The 17934-nt window shown below is 61.6% G+C and carries 19 protein-coding genes and 1 riboswitch; of the genes, 17 read left to right on the forward strand and 2 right to left on the reverse strand.

Going from position 1 to position 17934, the window contains the following annotated elements; translation table 11 throughout:
- Nucleotides 1-4 precede the first annotated feature (4 nt).
- Genes cobN through cobJ form a run of 5 tightly spaced genes read left to right on the forward strand, consistent with a single transcriptional unit; the run spans nt 5 to nt 6537 of the window.
- Nucleotides 5-3298, forward strand: coding sequence for a cobaltochelatase subunit CobN (cobN, locus tag AC2TDJ_RS12215; protein ID WP_480842551.1), 3294 nt, complete (start codon nt 5-7; stop codon nt 3296-3298).
- Nucleotides 3295-4434: a precorrin-3B synthase gene (gene cobG, locus AC2TDJ_RS12220; RefSeq protein ID WP_480842553.1), complete on the forward strand. Its 1140-nt coding sequence runs from the start codon at nt 3295-3297 to the stop codon at nt 4432-4434. The genes cobN and cobG overlap by 4 nt, the downstream gene beginning before the upstream one ends.
- On the forward strand, nt 4434-5063 hold the full coding sequence (locus tag AC2TDJ_RS12225) for a precorrin-8X methylmutase (protein ID WP_480842555.1): 630 nt from the start codon (nt 4434-4436) through the stop codon (nt 5061-5063). Before cobG ends, AC2TDJ_RS12225 begins: the two co-directional genes overlap by 1 nt.
- Complete coding sequence (locus AC2TDJ_RS12230) at nt 5060-5788, forward strand: precorrin-2 C(20)-methyltransferase (protein WP_480842557.1); 729 nt, start codon at nt 5060-5062, stop codon at nt 5786-5788. The genes AC2TDJ_RS12225 and AC2TDJ_RS12230 overlap by 4 nt, the downstream gene beginning before the upstream one ends.
- On the forward strand, nt 5785-6537 hold the full coding sequence (cobJ, locus tag AC2TDJ_RS12235) for a precorrin-3B C(17)-methyltransferase (RefSeq protein WP_480842558.1): 753 nt from the start codon (nt 5785-5787) through the stop codon (nt 6535-6537). The genes AC2TDJ_RS12230 and cobJ overlap by 4 nt, the downstream gene beginning before the upstream one ends.
- On the opposite strand, the gene AC2TDJ_RS12240 is transcribed toward cobJ, so the two are convergent.
- Nucleotides 6510-7259, reverse strand: a complete 750-nt coding sequence (locus AC2TDJ_RS12240; RefSeq protein ID WP_480842560.1) for a cobalt-precorrin-6A reductase — start codon at nt 7257-7259, stop codon at nt 6510-6512. The genes cobJ and AC2TDJ_RS12240 overlap by 28 nt on opposite strands.
- Here AC2TDJ_RS12240 and cbiE point away from each other — a divergent pair.
- The 9 genes from cbiE (at nt 7258) to AC2TDJ_RS12285 (ending at nt 14099) form a co-directional block, all read left to right on the forward strand.
- Entirely contained in the window at nt 7258-8457 is a 1200-nt protein-coding gene (cbiE, locus tag AC2TDJ_RS12245; RefSeq protein WP_480842562.1) for a precorrin-6y C5,15-methyltransferase (decarboxylating) subunit CbiE, read from the forward strand. The two genes, AC2TDJ_RS12240 and cbiE, sit on opposite strands and share 2 nt — an antisense overlap.
- Nucleotides 8454-8822 carry a cobalamin biosynthesis protein gene (locus tag AC2TDJ_RS12250; protein ID WP_480843032.1) on the forward strand — a complete coding sequence of 123 codons (369 nt, stop codon included), beginning with the start codon at nt 8454-8456 and terminating at the stop codon, nt 8820-8822. Before cbiE ends, AC2TDJ_RS12250 begins: the two co-directional genes overlap by 4 nt.
- On the forward strand, nt 8819-9613 hold the full coding sequence (gene cobM / locus AC2TDJ_RS12255; protein ID WP_480842564.1) for a precorrin-4 C(11)-methyltransferase: 795 nt from the start codon (nt 8819-8821) through the stop codon (nt 9611-9613). The genes AC2TDJ_RS12250 and cobM overlap by 4 nt, the downstream gene beginning before the upstream one ends.
- Nucleotides 9606-10922, forward strand: a complete 1317-nt coding sequence (locus AC2TDJ_RS12260) for a cobyrinic acid a,c-diamide synthase CobB (RefSeq protein WP_480842566.1) — start codon at nt 9606-9608, stop codon at nt 10920-10922. The genes cobM and AC2TDJ_RS12260 overlap by 8 nt, the downstream gene beginning before the upstream one ends.
- On the forward strand, nt 10919-11647 hold the full coding sequence (gene cobA / locus AC2TDJ_RS12265; protein WP_480842568.1) for a uroporphyrinogen-III C-methyltransferase: 729 nt from the start codon (nt 10919-10921) through the stop codon (nt 11645-11647). Before AC2TDJ_RS12260 ends, cobA begins: the two co-directional genes overlap by 4 nt.
- Nucleotides 11640-12383 carry a precorrin-6A synthase (deacetylating) gene (gene cobF, locus AC2TDJ_RS12270; RefSeq protein WP_480842570.1) on the forward strand — a complete coding sequence of 248 codons (744 nt, stop codon included), beginning with the start codon at nt 11640-11642 and terminating at the stop codon, nt 12381-12383. Before cobA ends, cobF begins: the two co-directional genes overlap by 8 nt.
- 43 nt (nt 12384-12426) lie before the next feature.
- Nucleotides 12427-12633: riboswitch (cobalamin riboswitch) on the forward strand.
- A 35-nt stretch (nt 12634-12668) separates the two neighbouring features.
- Nucleotides 12669-12839 carry a CbtB domain-containing protein gene (locus AC2TDJ_RS12275; protein ID WP_480842572.1) on the forward strand — a complete coding sequence of 57 codons (171 nt, stop codon included), beginning with the start codon at nt 12669-12671 and terminating at the stop codon, nt 12837-12839.
- Between the two features lie 4 nt (nt 12840-12843).
- On the forward strand, nt 12844-13542 hold the full coding sequence (locus tag AC2TDJ_RS12280; RefSeq protein ID WP_480842574.1) for a CbtA family protein: 699 nt from the start codon (nt 12844-12846) through the stop codon (nt 13540-13542).
- Nucleotides 13543-13604: 62 nt separating this feature from the next.
- Nucleotides 13605-14099, forward strand: coding sequence for a hypothetical protein (locus AC2TDJ_RS12285; RefSeq protein ID WP_480842576.1), 495 nt, complete (start codon nt 13605-13607; stop codon nt 14097-14099).
- On the opposite strand, the gene AC2TDJ_RS12290 is transcribed toward AC2TDJ_RS12285, so the two are convergent.
- Entirely contained in the window at nt 14096-14440 is a 345-nt protein-coding gene (locus AC2TDJ_RS12290) for a DUF1636 family protein (RefSeq protein WP_480842578.1), read from the reverse strand. The two genes, AC2TDJ_RS12285 and AC2TDJ_RS12290, sit on opposite strands and share 4 nt — an antisense overlap.
- Before the next feature lie 149 nt (nt 14441-14589).
- Between AC2TDJ_RS12290 and AC2TDJ_RS12295 the strand changes: the two genes are divergently transcribed.
- From AC2TDJ_RS12295 to AC2TDJ_RS12305, 3 genes are all read left to right on the forward strand, one after another.
- Nucleotides 14590-15048: a DUF302 domain-containing protein gene (locus AC2TDJ_RS12295; RefSeq protein ID WP_480842580.1), complete on the forward strand. Its 459-nt coding sequence runs from the start codon at nt 14590-14592 to the stop codon at nt 15046-15048.
- A 79-nt stretch (nt 15049-15127) separates the two neighbouring features.
- Nucleotides 15128-16747: a thiamine pyrophosphate-binding protein gene (locus AC2TDJ_RS12300; protein WP_480842582.1), complete on the forward strand. Its 1620-nt coding sequence runs from the start codon at nt 15128-15130 to the stop codon at nt 16745-16747.
- Complete coding sequence (locus AC2TDJ_RS12305) at nt 16734-17918, forward strand: CaiB/BaiF CoA transferase family protein (protein ID WP_480842584.1); 1185 nt, start codon at nt 16734-16736, stop codon at nt 17916-17918. The genes AC2TDJ_RS12300 and AC2TDJ_RS12305 overlap by 14 nt, the downstream gene beginning before the upstream one ends.
- Nucleotides 17919-17934 lie beyond the last annotated feature (16 nt).

The following is a 17934-nucleotide window of genomic DNA, read 5'->3' on the forward strand; positions in this document are numbered from 1 at the left end:
ACACATGCACGTCGTCTTCCGCGAAAGCCACGGGTTAGAAGAAACCGAGACCCCAACCGATCTGGGCCAGAGCCCGGCGGATCTGGTGGTGCTGTCCTTTTCCGACAGCGACCTTGGCGCTTTTGCGGCGGGTTGGCATCGCGGGGGCGGGCCGGAGGGGCGGATGCCCACCCTGCGGCTGGCCAATCTGACGGCGCTGAAACACCCGTTGTCGGTCGACACCTATGTGGATCAAACGCTGGAGGGGGCCAAGGGCATCCTGATCCGCTTGATCGGTGGCGTGCCCTATTGGTCCTACGGTCTTCAGCAGGTTCTGGCGCTGGCGCAGGCCAAAGGCATCGCGCTGGCCGTTCTGCCGGCAGACGGGCGCGAAGATACGCGGCTGGATGACTATTCCACCCTGCCCGTCTCGACTCTGCGGCGGCTGGCGCATCTGTGTGATACCGGTGGTGAAGTCGCAGCGCAGGCTGCGCTGGCGCAGATGGCATTGGCGGCGGGGCTTTATGCCGGGCCGGTGATGGGGGCAAAAACCCTGCCCGAATGCGGAGCATGGTGCCCCGATCGCGGCGTTATCCCGGTGGACAAGGCCTTCTCGGGCGACGCGAAACGCATACTCGTGACCTTCTACCGCGCCTATCTGACGTCAGCTGACACTGCCCCGATTGCAGCCTTGATCCGCAGCCTGCACGCGCGCGGATTTGAGGCGGTCGGCTTGTTCGCACCGTCCTTGAAGGCGCCAGCATCTGCTGATTGGCTGCGCGAGCAAGTCGTGGCGCTGACCCCTGCGGCCATTATCAATGCCACCTCTTTCTCGGGCAAGGGCGCGACGGGCACATCGCCTCTGGATGCAGCGGGTGTGCCAGTGTTCCAGATTGCCCTCGCGACCTCACGCCGCAAGGCTTGGGCCGAGGCGGAGCGCGGCCTCTCCCCTGCCGATCTGGCAATGCATGTGGTGCTGCCCGAGGTGGATGGGCGCATTTCGGCGGGCATCGCATCCTTCAAGGAGCCCGGAAAGCGCGATCCGCATCTGGAATACTCCCGCTTTGCCCACCGGGCCGAACCCGAGCGGATCGAAGCCATCATCGACCGCGTCACCGGTTGGCTGGCCCTGCATGACAAGCCCAAGGCGGATCACGTGCCGGCGCTGGTGCTGTCCACCTATCCCGGCAAGGACTGGCAGATGGCCCATGCGGTGGGTCTGGATGCGCTGGCCTCCGCCGAGGCGATGCTGTCCGATCTACAGGCCGAGGGCTATGACACTGCCCCGGCTGAGCCGATCGCCGAGACACTTCTGGACGCCCGCATCTCGTGGCCGCTGGACGAATACCTGACCGAGCTGGCGGACCTGCCCGAGAAATTGCGGACCGACCTGCAAACCGTCTGGGGCGAACCGGAAGACGACCCCTCTTTCATCGACGGTGCCTTCCACTTCACCGCCCTGCGTCGCGGCAACGCTCTGGTCGCGCTGCAACCCGAACGCGGCACGCCCGAGCTGCGGGATGACGACTACCACGACCTGTCGCGCACCCCGCGCCACAGCTATGTCGCCTTCTACCTATGGCTGCGCAAGGGCCTCGGCGCGGACGCTCTGATCCATATCGGTGCCCATGGTACGCTGGAGTGGCTGCCGGGCAAGTCGGTCGCTTTGTCCAACGAATGCTGGCCCGAAGCGCTGATCCGCGACCTGCCGGTGATCTACCCGTTTATTGTCAATGACCCGGGCGAGGCCGCGCAGGCCAAACGCCGGATCGGCGCGGTCACTCTGGGCCATATCCCGCCCCCAATGAAGGAAAGCGGAACGCCGGACCGAATGGTGCGGCTGGAATCGCTGCTGGATGAATTCTCGAACGCCGACGGGCTGGACCCCAAGCGCCGAGACCGGCTGCAGGCGGATATCCGGGATGAGGCGCAGGCCATCGGACTGGAGAACGATCTGGGCCTCGACCAGGCCACCTGCACCGCCGAGGCAATCACCCGCATCGACCGCTTTGTCTGCGACATCAAGGAAAGCCAGTTCGGCGATGGTCTGCACATCTTTGGCCGCGTCCCCGATGTGACCGGTAATTTCAACCCAGCTCCTTCGGCCCATGCCGAGCGCTGCGCCCTGATCAATGCGCTGGCCGGAAAACGGATCGAAGCCGGTCCCTCGGGCTCACCCTATCGCGGGCGGTCGGATGTGCTGCCCACAGGGCGAAACCTCTATACAACGGACCCGCGCTCAGTTCCGACCCGTGCTGCCTATACGCAGGGCGTGAAACTGGCCGAGGAACTGGTCCGACGCCACCTGCAGGAGGAAGGTGACTATCCCAAGGGGCTGATCATCGATCTGTGGGGCTCGGCCACCATGCGCACGGCAGGCGAGGAGTTCGCCATGGCGCTGCATCTGCTGGGCGTCAAACCCGTCTGGGACAAGGGCTCAGAGCGCGTCTCCGGCATCGAGGTGCTGCCGATCACCGACCTCAGCCGCCCGCGCCTGGACGTGACCCTGCGGGTCTCGGGTCTGTTCCGGGACGTCTTCCCGACACTTTCGGCGCTGTTTGGTCAGGCGGTACGGGCCTTGTCCGAACGTGACGAGGCACCGGACTGGAACCCCTATGCCGGGCAGGCCCCCGCCGTGCGGGTCTTTGGCCCAGCACCGGGCAGCTATGGCCTGAACATGACGCACCTTTCCGAAACTTACACGGACGAAGCGCGCGAACAGGCCGGGCAAGCTTGGCTTGAGGCCAGTTCCTTCGCCATCGAAGGAGAGCAAATCGCGCAGGATGTCGACGGCATCACTCAGCGTGTCACAAATGCGGACAGCTTCGTGCACCTGCAGGATCTGACCGAGACCGACCTGCTGCTGGCCAATGACTATGCCACGCATGAGGCCGGGTTCGCGGCCGCCAAGAAGATCACCGGCGGCACTGCGCAGCTTTATCATCTGGACAATACCAATCCGGAAAATCCGCGCGCCCGTACGCTGCCTGAAGAGATCAGTCGTGTTGTCCATGCTCGCGCCGCCAATCCCGGCTGGATCGCAGGCATGCAACGGCATGGGTTCCGGGGGGCCGCCGAAATCGCGGCGACGCTGGATCACATGGCCTCGTTCGCACATCTGTCCGGCACGGTCGCGCCGCATCTTTTTGATCTCTATCATGACGCAACGTTGGGAGACGCAGAAGTGGACGCCTTCCTGCAAGAGGCAAACCCGCAAGCTTACCAAGCTATGCAGGACCGGTTCCGCGCTCTGCTGGAGGCGGGGTTGTGGAACACGCGCAGCAATTCGATCCGCGCCAATCTGGAGGGGCTGGGATGAGCGCCCTGAAAAAAGAACCCATCGTCCAGGGCTGGTGCCCCGGCGCACACCGACCGATGATGTCGGGCGACGGGCTGGTAGTACGGGTACGACCCCGACTAGCGCGCCTCACTGCCGCGCAGACACTTGGACTGTGTGACTTGGCGGAACAGTTCGGCAACGGCACTATTGACCTGACCAACCGCGCCAATTTGCAACTGCGTGGCGTGAAAGAAACTGACCATCAGGCGTTGCTGCAGGAACTTGCCGCGCTAAACCTGTTGGATGCCGAAGCCGGTATTGAAGTGCGGCGCAATATTCTGGTCTCACCACTCTATCAGACGGGTGACCTAACCGCCCGGCTGGCGCAGGAACTGATTGATCGCCTGGGAGAACTGCCCGCTCTACCGGCCAAATTCGGCTTTGCCATCGACACTGGCCCTGCGCGACTTTTGGCAGCGGACTCTGCAGATATCCGGTTGGAGATGGCCCCCGACGGCATGGTCCTGCGCGCGGACGGGTCCAAAACCGGACGACTCGTCACCGAAGACGAAGCCGTCGACCACCTGATTGCGCTGGCAAATTGGTTTGCCGATAACTTCACAGAAGACACCCGCCGCATGGCCCGGGCTGTTGCAACGCACGGACTTCCGAAGGAATGGCAAGGTGGTGCGCCGGGCGCGGTTGGTACGCCGCTGGAACCCGGCAACTGTGATCTGGGCACGTTCTACGGTGCGGCCTTTGGACAATTGCCCGCACGAAAGCTCTACGATCTGATGAATGACAGTGGCGCCTTGGCCCTGCGGGTCACCCCGTGGCGACTGATCCTGCTGGAAGGCGGGGCGGCGTTACCCGCTCCGGATTTTGTCACGGATGGCACCGACCCGCTGATGACCACCGACGCCTGCCCCGGCGCTCCGTTCTGCCCGCAGGCGCAGGTGGAAACGCGCGAGATCGCTCGCGTATTGGCCTCGTGTGTTCCCGGCAGCCTTCATGTCTCCGGCTGCGCCAAGGGATGCGCCCGAATGGGGTCTGCCGATGTCACTTTGGTTGGCCAGAACGGTCGATTTGATCTTGTCAAACAGGGCCGCGCGGGGGATGAGCCCTGCCAGCGCGGGCTCGACCCCGAAACACTCATGACCATGGACTTCACCTGATGCCCTATGAATACGAAACCGATGGCGCGGCGATCTACAAGGAGAGCTTTGCCACCATCCGGTCCGAAGCCGATCTGGCCCGGTTCGACGCCGACGAAGAACAGGTCGCCGTCCGCATGATCCACGCTGCCGGGATGGTCGGGCTGGAGGAGTTCGTGCATTTCTCACCTGGATTCGTTTCGACCGCTCGCACTGCGCTGGAAAGCGGCGCACCGATCCTGTGCGACGCGCGCATGGTCAGCGAAGGTGTGACCCGATTTCGCCTGCCCGCAGATAACGAGGTGATCTGCACCCTGCATGACGAACGCGTGCGCCCCTTGGCCGCTGAGATGAGCAACACCCGCTCGGCCGCTGCGCTGGAATTGTGGCGGCCCAAGCTGGAAGGCGCGCTGGTCGCCATTGGTAACGCTCCAACGGCCCTGTTCCATCTGCTGAACATGCTGGAAGATCCCGATTGCCCCCGGCCGGCCGCCATCATCGGCTGTCCGGTGGGCTTTGTCGGCGCGGTCGAATCCAAGGACGCCCTGTGGGAAGCGCAACCCGTTCCGTCCTGCATTGTGAAGGGCCGTCTGGGCGGCAGCGCCATCACCGTGGCGGCAATCAATGCCATTGCGAGCCGTGCGGAATGAGCGCGGGCAAGATATATGGCCTCGGCCTCGGCCCCGGCGACCCGGATCTGATGAGCGTCCGCGCAGATCGTTTGTTGCGGAACGCTCGCCACATTGCATTCTTCCGCAAGCCCGGGCGTAGCGGACAGGCGCGAAAGATCGTGAACGGCATGATCCCCAGTGGCGCGGTGGAATTCCCAATGGAATACCCCGTAACCACGGAAATTCCCGTGACTGACCCGCGCTATAACGAATTGCTTTCCGCGTTCTACGAGGACTGCGCCGCACACCTTAAGACACTGGCCGAAAGCGGCGAGGAAGTTGTCGTTCTGTGCGAAGGAGATCCATTCTTCTATGGATCTTTTATGCACCTTTACAGTCGATTGCGCGATGATGTTGATGTTGATGTCGTCCCGGCGATTACTGGAATGTCAGGCGCGTGGACCGCAACCGGAGATCCGATCACGTGGGGCGATGACGTGCTGACAGTTCTGGTTGGCACGTTGCCCGAGGATACGTTGGCCGAGCGTATGGCGCAGACCGACGCTCTGGTCGTGATGAAGATCGGGCGCAATATCGACAAGGTAAAACGGGCGTTGAAAACAGCCGGTCTCTATAACCGCGCGTGGATCGTGGAATTCGCGCAGATGCCGAACCAGACGGTAACAAAGCTGTCCGAAGCTTGCGAGAAAGTTACACCCTATTTTTCAATCATCATCGTCCACGGTCAGGGGCGTCGCCCATGAGCGGCTGGGTCAAGATTGCAGGTCTCGGACCGGGCAACGAAAATCTGGTGACGCCCGAGGTGTCAGCGGCGCTGGCGGAAGCGACAGATGTGGTAGGGTACATCCCCTATGTTGCCCGCGTGGCGGAACGCGAAGGGCTGACTTTGCACGCCAGCGACAACCGGGTTGAGATTGACCGGTCTCAGCACGCATTGCAGATGGCTGCCGAGGGTAAGCGCGTGGTTGTGGTCTCTTCGGGCGACCCGGGCGTTTTCGCCATGGCGGCGGCGGTGTTCGAGGCGCTGGAAAACGGCCCGGAAGAATGGCGCGATATTCAGATCGACGTGCTACCCGGCATCACTGCGATGCTGGCCGCATCCGCCCGTGCGGGGGCGCCGTTGGGGCATGACTTCTGTGCCATCAACCTCAGCGACAACCTCAAGCCCTGGTCCCTGATTGAAAAGCGATTGCGTCTGGCGGCGCAGGCCGACTTTTCGATGGCCTTCTACAATCCTCGCTCGAAGTCTCGGCCGGAAGGTTTTGTAAAGACGCTTGAAATCCTGCGCGAGGAATGCGAGCCCGAGCGGCTCATATTATTTGCCCGCGCCGTATCGCGCGCCGATGAGGCGATCCGCATCTCGACCCTGGCCGAGGCGACGCCGGATATGGCTGACATGCAGACTGTCGTGATCGTCGGATCATCGCGCACGCGCGTGATCGAACGAAACAGCGATCCGATCGTCTATACGCCGAGGTTCACTCCGGAATGAGCCAGCCAGTCCAGAACCTGCGCCACGCTCGACAGCTCCGTCCGCTGCGGCAGGACGGGACGGTCGATCATCAGCACCGGCACGCCCAGCGCTCGCGCAGCATCCAGTTTGGCCTGGGCACCAGTGCCGCCCGCGTTCTTGGATACGACAAGTTCGGTTTTGTGGCGCTCCATCAGCGCACGGTCACCCGCCACCGTAAACGGGCCGCGCGCAACGACCACCTCGCAGTTCGGCAAAGGCAACCTCTCTGGCTCATCCACCAATCGAAGCAGATAATTGTGTTGGGGCTGGGCCGCAAAATCCTCAAGATGCATCCGGCCAACGGCCAGAAAGACCCGCTGAGCGGGGCCGGACAGGACATCGACCGCGGCGGCGATATCGGGAACGCGGTGCCAGAGATCCCCGACCTGGCTGGTCCAGGCGGGCCGTGTCAGCGCCGCCATCGGAATGCCCGTCACGTTGCACGCCTCGACCGCGTTCCGGCTCATCTGCGCGGCAAATGGGTGGGTTGCATCAACCAGATGGCTGATTTTGGTCTCGCGGATGTATCTGACCAACCCGTCCGCGCCACCAAAACCGCCAACGCACAGTGGCAAGGGCTGTGGACGCGGGTTGTCGACGCGGCCGGCGTAAGAATAGATTGCCGTTATGCCCTGTTCGGCGACAGCATTGGCCAGGGCATTGGCCTCGGTCGTACCACCAAGGATCAGGAGGTTGGACATGCGTGAGGCTCCGTGGCTGACCGTTCTGGGACTGGGCGAAGATGGACTGGATGGCCTGTCATCCGCAAGCCGTCAAGTGCTGGACAACGCCGAAGTTGTCATGGGGCCGCCGCGACATCTGTCGCTTATCCCGGAATCCGGCGCGGACCGTATCGAATGGCCGGTTCCCTTTGCCGATGGCCTGCCGATCCTGAACGACCTGCGCGGACGTCGTACCGTTGTTCTGGCTTCAGGTGATCCCTTCTGGTTCGGTGCCGGGTCGGTCATCGCGCGCAACTTCGAAGCCGGAGAGTGGACCGCCCTGCCCGGCCAATCGACCTTTTCGCTTGCGGCGGCCCGGTTGGGCTGGCCGTTGGAAACCACGCTGACTTTTGGATTGCACGCCGCGCCCCTGACTCGCCTGCGCCCCCATTTGTCTTCAGGGTTGCACGCCATTCTGTTATTGCGCGACGGCAAAGCCGTCGCCGAGCTGGCATCATACTTGACCGAGACAGGCTTTGCCGACAGCAAGCTGCACGTTATGCAAGCTTTAGGTGGCCCGCGGGAAAACACCCGGATTGTATCGCTGACCGAGGCGCTGCTGGGCACGTTTGACCATCCCGTATGCGCCGGGCTCGAGGTCACAGGTCCCGGTCGAGCTTTTCCCAAGGCCTCGGGCAAGCCGGACGACATCTTCGAGACGGATGGACAGATAACCAAACGCCCGATCCGCGCGCTTACTTTGTCGGCGCTGGCGCCGCAGAGGGGCGAGCGCCTTTGGGACATCGGCGGAGGCACAGGTTCGATCAGTATCGAATGGTTGATGTGCGATCCGACCCTGACCGCGACTACGATTGAACCGCGCGCCGACCGCGCCGAGCGCATACGTCGCAATGCGGACGCATTGGGCCAGGACCGGCTGGACGTGGTACATGGGACAGCGCCCGAAGTTTTGCCCGATCTACCCATACCCGACGCCGTTTTCATCGGCGGTGGGTTGAGTACCGAACTTCTGATCTGGCTACACGCAAATCTGCCGTCCGGCACTCGATTGGTCGCCAATGCCGTCACTTTGGAAAGTGAAGCCCTGCTGGCGCAATGGCACGCCAAGCTGGGTGGAGACCTGCTGCGCATTGAACTGGCTCAGGCAGGCCAACTTGGCCCCCGGCGTGGATGGAATTCTGCCTATCCGGTGGTTCAGTGGAGCGCGACGCTATGATCGTGGCCGGTATCGGGTTTTCATCTACTGCAACTGCAGACAGCCTGCGCGCCGCGTTTAATCTGGCCACCGTGGGTCAGCACGTTGAAGCCCTGGCAACAGCCGCCGACAAAGATGGTCACCCGGCGCTGACCGAGTTCGTGGAAACGACGGGCCTGCCGCTGAAATTCGTCGAGTCCGCGGACTTGATCGGAGAGCGCACCTTCACCTGCTCGGCCCGCAGCCGCGCCACATATGGCACTGGCAGCGTGGCCGAAGCATCCGCCCTTGCTGCCGCCGGACCCGGCGCGCGGTTGATCTCACCCAGACAAATCTCGGACGACCGGCTTGCCACTTGCGCCGTCGCCATCGGAGGACAGATATGACCGTTCATTTCATCGGTGCCGGACCGGGCGCCGCCGACCTGCTGACCCTGCGCGGGCGCGATATTATCGCCTCTTGCCCGGTATGCCTTTATGCCGGCTCTCTGGTCCCTGAAGAAATCCTGAGCCACTGCCCGGAAGGCGCTAAAATCGTGAATACCGCCCCGATGGATCTGGATCAGATCATGGCTGAGATCGAGATCGCGCATAAGGCAGGTCAGGATGTGGCACGACTGCATTCCGGCGATCTTTCGGTTTGGTCAGCAATGGGCGAGCAGATTCGCCGATTGAAAGAGATGGGCATACCGGTCAGCGTCACCCCGGGCGTGCCGTCCTTTGCAGCGGCTGCGGCGGCACTTGGCACCGAACTGACCCTGCCCGGTTTGGCGCAATCGGTGGTGCTGACCCGCACACCAGGTCGCGCATCGTCAATGCCTGAGGGTGAGACACTGGAAAACTTCGCCCGGACCGGTGCGACACTGGCCATTCATCTGTCGATCGGCAATCTGGACCAAGTGATTGCAGATCTGTCGCCTGCCTATGGTGCGGACTGTCCGGTCGCCGTGGTTTATCGTGCCAGTTGGCCGGATGAGAAGATCATTCGTGCAACGCTTGAAACCCTGAAAGACGCGCTGGATGAAAGCATCTCGCGCACAGCGCTGATCATGGTTGGCCCCGCATTGGCGGGTGAGGGATTCGACGAAAGCTGTCTGTATTCCAAAACCTACGACCGCCGCTATCGCCCGCAAAGTGCCGACAGCCCGTGGTCGAGCTGGAGCCACGGTGATGACTAACCCTCCGGGCCTTTTGATTTCAGCGCCCTCGTCGGGCACCGGAAAGACTACGGTCATGCTGGGCCTGTTACGGGCGCTGGCCGAGGACGGGCTGTCCGTTCAGCCGTTCAAGAGCGGGCCGGATTACATCGATCCCGCCTTTCATCGGGCGGCTGCCGGGCGGGCCTCGTTCAATCTCGATAGCTGGGCAATGGATGAGCCCCTGTTGAACGCGATTTCGGCCCAAGCCGATGGCGCGGATATCGTGGTCGCGGAAGGTTCGATGGGCTTGTTTGACGGCGTCGCCAAGCCAGGAGAGCTGGGTCATGGGTCCAGCGCCGAGACGGCTCTGCGCATGGGCTGGCCCGTGGTGCTGGTACTGGATGTAGGCGGTCAGGCGCAATCCGCCGCTGCGACTGCTTTGGGCTTCCGAATGTACAACCCCGATCTGCCGTTTGCCGGTGTGATCCTGAACCGTTGCGCCAGTCCAAGGCACGAACGCCTGACCCGGTTGGGGATGGAGCGGGCCGGCCTGCCGGTTCTGGGGATCCTTCCACGGCGTGGCGATTTGACCCTGCCCGAACGGCATCTGGGCCTGATTCAGGCCGTCGAGCATCCTGATCTGGAAAGCGCCATTGCAGGATACGCTGCATTCCTGCGCGAACATGTGGACCTTGAGGCGATCAAGGCGGCGGCCTCCTCAGGCCCGGTTGGGCCATCGTCAGCCGCGCTGCCGCGCCCTCCGGCGCAACGGATCGCACTGGCTCGGGACGAAGCGTTTTCATTTACCTACCCACATCTTCTGGAAGGGTGGCGCAGTGCAGGGGCAGAGATTCTGCCGTTTTCTCCTTTGGCAGACGAAGCGCCTGCACCGGACGCGGATTTGGTCTGGTTGCCCGGAGGCTACCCCGAACTGCACGCAGGTACTCTGGCCGCTGCCGACACGTTCCTGAGCGGATTGCGCAAACACGCCGGAACCAAGCCCGTGCACGGCGAATGCGGCGGATATATGGCTCTGGGAGAGGTTCTGGTGGACAAGGAAGGAACCTCGCACCGGATGGCGGGACTGCTGGGTCTGGTGACTTCCTATGAAAAGCGCAAGTTCAACCTCGGCTATCGCCGGGCCGAATTGCTGGCGCCGATGCCTGGCTTTGCAGCCGGAACAGCGCTGCGCGGGCATGAATTCCACTATTCGTCGATTGTTGAACAGCCGGACGCGCCGCTGGCGCGTGTCTTTGATGCCGAAGGCGCGGAGGGGCCGCAAACGGGCTCACAGCGTGGCAATGTCACCGGCACCTTTTTCCACCTGATTGCAGAGGCGTCGGCATGAGCGGATTCGTCAGCTTCATAGGTTCGGGTCCGGGTGATCCGGAATTGTTGACGCTCAAGGCCGTTGATCGAATGCAAAAGGCGGACGCGGTGTTGTTCGACGACCTCAGCAGCGGACCCATTCTGAGCCATGCACGCTCGGATGCCGATTTGGTCGGTGTAGGCAAACGTGCTGGCCGCCCCTCGCCCAAGCAGGATCATGTCAGCCGCTTGTTGGTGGAATATGCGCAGACCGGGCAGCATGTGGTGCGCCTGAAATCAGGCGATGGCGGGATGTTCGGGCGCCTGGAAGAAGAGCTAGTCGCGCTGCGCGAAGCCGGGATCAAATATGAGATCATTCCAGGCATTCCATCAGCGGTAGCAGCGGCCGCTGCGGCGGGAATTCCGCTGACCCGGCGACTGACAGCGCGGCGCGTGCAATTTGTCACCGGCCATGATGTCAGCGGCAAATTGCCGGAGGACCTGAACCTGCCTGCGCTGGCCGATCCCGGTGCGACTTCGGTTGTTTTCATGGGAAAACGCACCTTTCCGCTGCTGGTCGAAACACTGCATGCGCACGGTCTGCCTCTGGATACCCCGGCACTTATGGCGGAGTCGGTCTCGACACCGGATCAGGTTCTGCATCGCTCTACCATCGGCGCATTGTCCGAAAAACTGAAAACCGAGATCGGTACGGCCCCTGCCCTGATCCTGTACGGCCCGTTGGCAGAGTTTGACGATGATTGAACTGAACCTCATTGGCATTGGCACCGGCAATCCCGATCATGTCACGTTTCAGGGCGCGCAGGCGATCCGAGAGGCAGATCTGATCCTGATTCCCCGCAAAGGTGAAAACAAGGCGGATCTGGCTGGAATTCGGGAGCAGATCATCGCACAGGTCGCGGACAAGCCACCAAGAACCGCCTATTTCGACATCCCAAAACGACGGGCCGAAGATGGTTACCTTCGCGGTGTGGATGAATGGCACGACGCGATAGCCGAACGCTGGCGTGACGCGATTGACGCCCACCCAGAGGCTCGCACCGTCGCCTTGCTGATCTGGGGTGATCCTTCGCTCTACGACAGTTCGCTTCGGATCGCCTCGCGCCTCGACCCACAGCCGAAAACGCGCGTGGTTCCCGGCATAACAGCATTGCAGGCGCTGACGGCCGCGCATGCCGTTCCGATCAACGACATTGGCGCGCCCTATGTGGTGACAACAGGTCGGCGTTTGCGAGACGGAGGGTGGCCGGACGCTGCTTCGAAAGTGGCTGTCATGCTGGATGGAGAATGCTCTTTCCAATGCCTCGATATGGCCCAATTCGACATCTGGTGGGGCGCTTACGTGGGCATGGCGGAGGAGATTCTGATCAAGGGCCCGTTGGCCGACGTGGCGCACGAGATTCTTGAAATCCGCGCGCGGGCTCGGGCGGAACATGGTTGGATCATGGATATCTATCTGCTGAAAAAGCGCGGGATCTGACCGAAAACGTCGCATTTGGTCATTGCGTGCGCGAGCCCTTCACGGCTAAATGAAACTGTCTGGTCCTGCCGGAGACATCCGGATGCTAAGAGGGAATTTGGTGCGGCCTGCACGCAGGTCAAATCCAAAGCCGCCCCCGCGACTGTAAGCGGTGAGCCCCTGTTCAACCAGCCACTCCCGGTTCCGGGGGGAAGGCGAACAGAGGCACCGACCCGCGAGCCAGGAGACCTGCCAGGCGAAAATTGAAACACCGGCCGTCGGGTGCGGCGGCACAGGAGGATAAATATGACGACACAAACTCAAACGGCATCGGTCGCTCGCACAGGTGTACTTTCGGCTCTGTTCGCTGTTGCACTGGGTCTGGGCATCATCACCCTGACCGGCCATGTTCAGGCGGCTGCGCTGCATGACGCAGCGCATGACGTGCGCCACGCAACCGGCTTCCCCTGCCACTGAGACAATGTTCAGTCGCATTCTGACCAGCGCGTTGTTCGCTGGTGCTGCAGCGGGGCTGATTGCCGCTCTGCTGCAGCTTGCGTTTGTGCAACCGGTTCTGTTGCACGCCGAACTGTATGAATCGGGTGAGCTGGTTCATTTCGGAGCCGAAGCCGTCTCTGCCCACCCCGAGTTGCCGGGCATGTTCTCGGACCTGACCCGCGACGCGCTGAGCGTGATTTTCACGATGCTGACCTATACCGGCTATGCGCTGGTGCTGGTTGCGCTGATGTCGGTGACCGAAGGTCTTGGGCATACGGTCGATGGCCGCACCGGCGTTCTGTGGGGGCTTGCGGGCTTTGTCGCCTTTCACCTGGCGCCAGGCTTTACGCTGGCACCGGAAGTTCCCGGCGTTGCCGCGGCTGATGTCTATGCCCGGCAGGTCTGGTGGTTCGCAACGGTAGCCGCGGCGGGTGTTGCCATGTGGCTGATCGCCTTTGGCGGTAATCTCATCAGCTATGTTGTTGCTGCCGCGCTGCTGCTGGCCCCGCATGTGATCGGCGCACCGGAACCGGATGTCTTCACCGGGCCTGTTCCAACCGAAATCGGCGCGCTGTTCGCAGCACGCGCCTTTGGCATCGGTTTGGTGGCCTGGGTACTGGTTGGGTCTTTTGCCGGGTATTTCTGGCAGAGAGAAGCCAAGCACGCCGAAGCAAGCGCCTGATCGACTGCATGACGCGCCCGCCGGGCAAACCCCGGCGGGCTATTGTTTTTCAAGGATAAGAAATGTCCCGCTCACTTGCTCTGTTTGCAATTGGTCTGGTCTTTGGCGGAGGCGCTGGATTTGTGCTGGCCGCAGCCAATGGTGTCACTTTCGACGGTCATGACCATTCCGATCCTTCCCATCACGGCAGCGCCCATGCCGAGGCGATGGCGCACGACCATTCCACCGCCGTAAACCTGCCATCCGGTCCGAATGCACCCGGTTTGGAAATCGCGCTGACACAGGACCCGATGGCCGGCTGGAACCTGCACGTCATGCCTCAGAACTTCCGGTTCTCGCCGGAAAACGCATCGAAGGCTGACAATGACGGCGAGGGTCACGCCCATGTCTATGTGAATGGCGAGAAGCTGGCGCGCCTTTATGGCAACTGGATGCATATTCCCGACCTGCCGAAGGGTGAAGTCGAGGTTTCAGTTTCGCTGAACGCAAACAGCCACAGCCCGCTGACGGTCGAAAACGTACCGGTCAGCACTGCCGTCACGGTTCAGGTCAACTAAAGCGCCGGAACACGCGCACGCAGACACATCCGAAGACGCCCGCATGGCCGGGCGTCTTCAATCCAACCCGAGGGGCTGTCCAAAAACGCCCGACATGTTGCAGCGATGTCTTCTGCGTCAGCGACAGCATCAATCCCCGTGAAGACGTATGAAGCCATCCCCTGCCCCTGCAAAACCAGCGTGGTAGGGCTGTCGCAACCGCTGAAGCAGGCATGAGCTCCGACCTCGACCCTGTCGTCCAGCCCGATAATGGTCAACGCAGCTTGCACTGCCCGACGTTCAGCATCGCGATCGCGCGTGCCCGCACAGCTTTCACAGATCAGCAAACGAATCTTGTCCAACTTGGCCTCGTTCGGAAACGTTCACGCGTTTCTGCGGGTTTCGCGACTACAGAGCAAGCCTCTGTCGTGTTTTGATACACAGGAATGTGAGTGCACCACCTCGCAATTTCGGGCAACAATCACGCTACCGATCCAAGGGAGGCGCGGTCATGAAGGCATTGTTACCCGTTTTGTGTATGCTGACCGTTCCCACGCTGGCCCAAGAACCCTTGGCCGGATGGGCTGTCTACCCTACCGACAAGAGCTATGAGCAACTGGTGGACGCCACTAAGACTGCAGTGAAAGAAAATGGTCTGATCGTTGTCACACAAGCCGGCCCCACCAAGGCAGCGGCGGCCAGAGGGATCACCATTCCCGGAAATCTGGTGATTGGGGCGTTCAACAATGACTACGCAGTGCGGGTACTTGGGACTTCGACCGCAGCCATGATCGAAGCACCAATACGGTTTTATGTGACCGAAAATGACGACGGCACGGCCACGCTGTCCTACAAAACGCCCAGCTTTGTCTTTGCGCCCTATGCGGCAGAGGGCGGTCAGGAATTGGCCGAAATTGCCGAGGAATTGGACATCAAGTTTCAGGCGGTGGCCGAAAGCGCAGTCAAATAGTCACACTGGCGTGATCCACCTTGCGTCCGGGGGCGTCCTCCGCAATCTGCTTGCCAACATTCAATTCGGAGCATGACTGATGCAGGACCCTTCTCCCCGCGCTGCGGATCTATTGGCCGAACGGTTGTTTGAGGCCGGTTGCCGCCATGCATTCGGTATGCCCGGTGGCGAGGTTCTGACACTGGTCGACGCGCTTGAAAAAGCAGGCATCGCATTTCACCTGACCAAACATGAAAACGCCGCTGGCTTCATGGCCGAGGCCGTGCATCACCGTGACGGGGCTCCGGCGATCCTGGTCGCCACGTTGGGCCCCGGTGCGATGAACGGAATCAACGTGGTCGCGAACGCGTTGCAGGACCGGGTGCCGATGATCGTGCTGACGGGCTGCGTCGATGCGGATGAGGCGCTGACCTACACCCATCAGGTTATGGATCACTCTCGGGTCTATCGCTCGATTACCAAGGGCACATATCTGCTTACGGCCGAAGGCGCTGACGTCGTTGCAGACAAGGCCGTCTCGCTTGCGATGCAACCACGCCCCGGCCCGGTGCATGTCGACGTGCCGATCTCGGTCGCGGACACCCCGGTGACCAGTTTGAAACGACGCAGGTTGGCAAAGGTGGCGCCAGTCGCGCCCGAAGGCGAATGTCTGGAAAAGGCCCGCCGTTGGGTTGCCGAGGCGGAACGCCCCATCGCGATTCTGGGACTGGACATTCTATATGACAACTCGCGCTGTGTCGTTCGGGCATTTCTGGAACATTTTGGTATCCCGTTTGTCACGACGTACAAGGCCAAGGGTGTTGTTCCCGAGGATCATCCGCTCTGTCTAGGTGGCGCGGGTCTGTCGCCGCTTGCGGACAAGCATCTGGTGCCGTTGGTGGAGCAGGCAGATCTGATCCTGTGCCTCGGATACGATCCGATCGAAATGCGTCCCGGTTGGCGCGAGATCTGGGATCCGGATGATAAACGCGTCATCGACATCTCGGCCGTGATAAACGATCACTACATGCATCAGGCGGGGTTGAACCTGGTCGCCGACACCAACGCGACGCTGGAGGCCATTGCCAAGGGAAATCCGGCCCGTGAAACCTGGCCCGGAGGCGAACCTTCACAAATCAAAGAAGCGCTGACCAAAGCCTTTCCGACAGATGAGGACTGGGGACCGGCCGCCATCATCGCTGAAACCCGCGAAACACTGCCGCCTGAATCTCTGGCAACAGCGGACAGCGGCGCGCACCGCATTCTACTGAGCCAGATGTGGGAGTGTTTCGAGGAGCGCGGGCTGATCCAGTCTTCGGCGCTCTGCACCATGGGTTGCGCAGTGCCGATGGCGATCGGTCTGAAGCTGGTCGAGCCCGAGCGCCCGGTGATCAGCTTTTCCGGCGATGCCGGGTTCCTGATGGTGGCCGGAGAACTTTCGACAGCCGCGGAAATGGGCGGCAATCCGATCTTCCTGGTCTTCGTGGATGCCAGCCTTGCCTTGATCGAACTGAAGCAGCGTCAACGCCAGATGGGAAACCGCGGCGTGGATTTCGACCATCACGATTTTGCCGCCATGGGTCGGGCGTTCGGTGGCTTTGGACATACAGTGCGCAACCGGACAGAGCTGCGCGCAGCGCTGAACGAGGCAGTGAACGCCGACAAATTCACGGTTATCGCAGCAGTAATCGACCGCGGAGGTTACGATGGCCGCATCTGAAGGCCCCCTGAAGGGTGTCAAGGTTTTGGATCTTAGCCGCATTCTGGCTGGGCCCACCTGTACGCAGCTGCTGGGAGATCTGGGCGCGAGTGTCATCAAGATCGAAAATCCTGCTACCGGCGGCGACGACACTCGACAATGGGGCCCGCCATACGCGCTGGGCACAGATGGCAACCCATCGGACCTGAGCGCCTATTTCATGTCCTCGAACCGAAACAAAAAATCGGTTGCCGTCGACATCGCCACACCTGAAGGTCAAGCCGAAATCCGGCGGTTGGCGAGACACGCGGATATTTTGATCGAGAATTTCAAACCCGGAGGTCTGGCCAAATACGGGCTGGACTATGCAACTCTGTCGGCGGAGCTTCCGGGATTGGTCTACTGCTCGATTTCGGGTTATGGCCAGACCGGACCAAACGCTTCGAAACCGGGCTATGACCTGATGGCGCAAGGCTATGGCGGTATCATGTCTCTTACCGGAGACCCCGAAGGACCGCCGATGAAAGTTGGTGTCGGCATTGCCGATGTCATGTGCGGAATGTATGCCTGCGTCGGGATTCTGGCCGCCCTGCGGCACCGCGACCAAACCGGCGAGGGTCAACAGATCGATCTGGCGCTGGTCGACGCGCAGGTCGCATGGCTGATCAACGAAGGGGTGAACTATCTGACCTCGGGCAATGTCCCCCAGAGACGCGGCAATGGTCATCCGAATATCGTTCCCTATGACGTTTATGAAACCGCCGACGGGCATGTGATTTTGGCAGTCGGCAACGACAGGCAGTTCCGAAGATTCTGCGGCTTCATTGAGCAACCCGATCTCGCCGATGATCCCCGTTTTGCCACCAACCCCGCCCGGCTGGAAAACCGGGATGCCTTGAATGCCGTCTTGCGCCCGGCGGTTCGGGCGCTCACCACAGCCTCAGTGATCACCGGGTTGGAAGCGTTGAAGGTACCCGTCGGCCCCGTGCAAACATTGGATCAGGTTTTTGCGACAGATCAGGTTGCCGCGCGGCAGATGCAGGTCGCCATGCAGGCCGCGCCGGGCGTCGTGCAATTGATCGGAAATCCCCTGAACCTGTCCCGCACGCCTGTAACATATCGCAGCGCCCCGCCGGTCTTTGGCGCAGATACTGAAACCGTCCTGAGCGCGGAAAACCCCTTCGAGGATTGAAACACTCTGCTTGTTT

It is taken from the genome of Ruegeria sp. HKCCD6647-2, from assembly GCF_057221075.1.

Excerpts from the sequence above, each read along its gene's own strand:
- cobN (WP_480842551.1), top strand. The coding sequence starts at position 5 with ATGCACGTCGTCTTCCGCGAAAGCCACGGGTTAGAAGAAACCGAGACC.
- cobG (WP_480842553.1), top strand. The coding sequence starts at position 3,295 with ATGAGCGCCCTGAAAAAAGAACCCATCGTCCAGGGCTGGTGCCCCGGC.
- AC2TDJ_RS12225 (WP_480842555.1), top strand. The coding sequence starts at position 4,434 with ATGCCCTATGAATACGAAACCGATGGCGCGGCGATCTACAAGGAGAGC.
- AC2TDJ_RS12230 (WP_480842557.1), top strand. The coding sequence starts at position 5,060 with ATGAGCGCGGGCAAGATATATGGCCTCGGCCTCGGCCCCGGCGACCCG.
- cobJ (WP_480842558.1), top strand. The coding sequence starts at position 5,785 with ATGAGCGGCTGGGTCAAGATTGCAGGTCTCGGACCGGGCAACGAAAAT.
- cbiE (WP_480842562.1), top strand. The coding sequence starts at position 7,258 with ATGCGTGAGGCTCCGTGGCTGACCGTTCTGGGACTGGGCGAAGATGGA.
- AC2TDJ_RS12240 (WP_480842560.1), bottom strand. The coding sequence starts at position 7,259 with ATGTCCAACCTCCTGATCCTTGGTGGTACGACCGAGGCCAATGCCCTG.
- AC2TDJ_RS12250 (WP_480843032.1), top strand. The coding sequence starts at position 8,454 with ATGATCGTGGCCGGTATCGGGTTTTCATCTACTGCAACTGCAGACAGC.
- cobM (WP_480842564.1), top strand. The coding sequence starts at position 8,819 with ATGACCGTTCATTTCATCGGTGCCGGACCGGGCGCCGCCGACCTGCTG.
- AC2TDJ_RS12260 (WP_480842566.1), top strand. The coding sequence starts at position 9,606 with ATGACTAACCCTCCGGGCCTTTTGATTTCAGCGCCCTCGTCGGGCACC.
- cobA (WP_480842568.1), top strand. The coding sequence starts at position 10,919 with ATGAGCGGATTCGTCAGCTTCATAGGTTCGGGTCCGGGTGATCCGGAA.
- cobF (WP_480842570.1), top strand. The coding sequence starts at position 11,640 with ATGATTGAACTGAACCTCATTGGCATTGGCACCGGCAATCCCGATCAT.
- AC2TDJ_RS12275 (WP_480842572.1), top strand. The coding sequence starts at position 12,669 with ATGACGACACAAACTCAAACGGCATCGGTCGCTCGCACAGGTGTACTT.
- AC2TDJ_RS12280 (WP_480842574.1), top strand. The coding sequence starts at position 12,844 with ATGTTCAGTCGCATTCTGACCAGCGCGTTGTTCGCTGGTGCTGCAGCG.
- AC2TDJ_RS12285 (WP_480842576.1), top strand. The coding sequence starts at position 13,605 with ATGTCCCGCTCACTTGCTCTGTTTGCAATTGGTCTGGTCTTTGGCGGA.
- AC2TDJ_RS12295 (WP_480842580.1), top strand. The coding sequence starts at position 14,590 with ATGAAGGCATTGTTACCCGTTTTGTGTATGCTGACCGTTCCCACGCTG.
- AC2TDJ_RS12300 (WP_480842582.1), top strand. The coding sequence starts at position 15,128 with ATGCAGGACCCTTCTCCCCGCGCTGCGGATCTATTGGCCGAACGGTTG.
- AC2TDJ_RS12305 (WP_480842584.1), top strand. The coding sequence starts at position 16,734 with ATGGCCGCATCTGAAGGCCCCCTGAAGGGTGTCAAGGTTTTGGATCTT.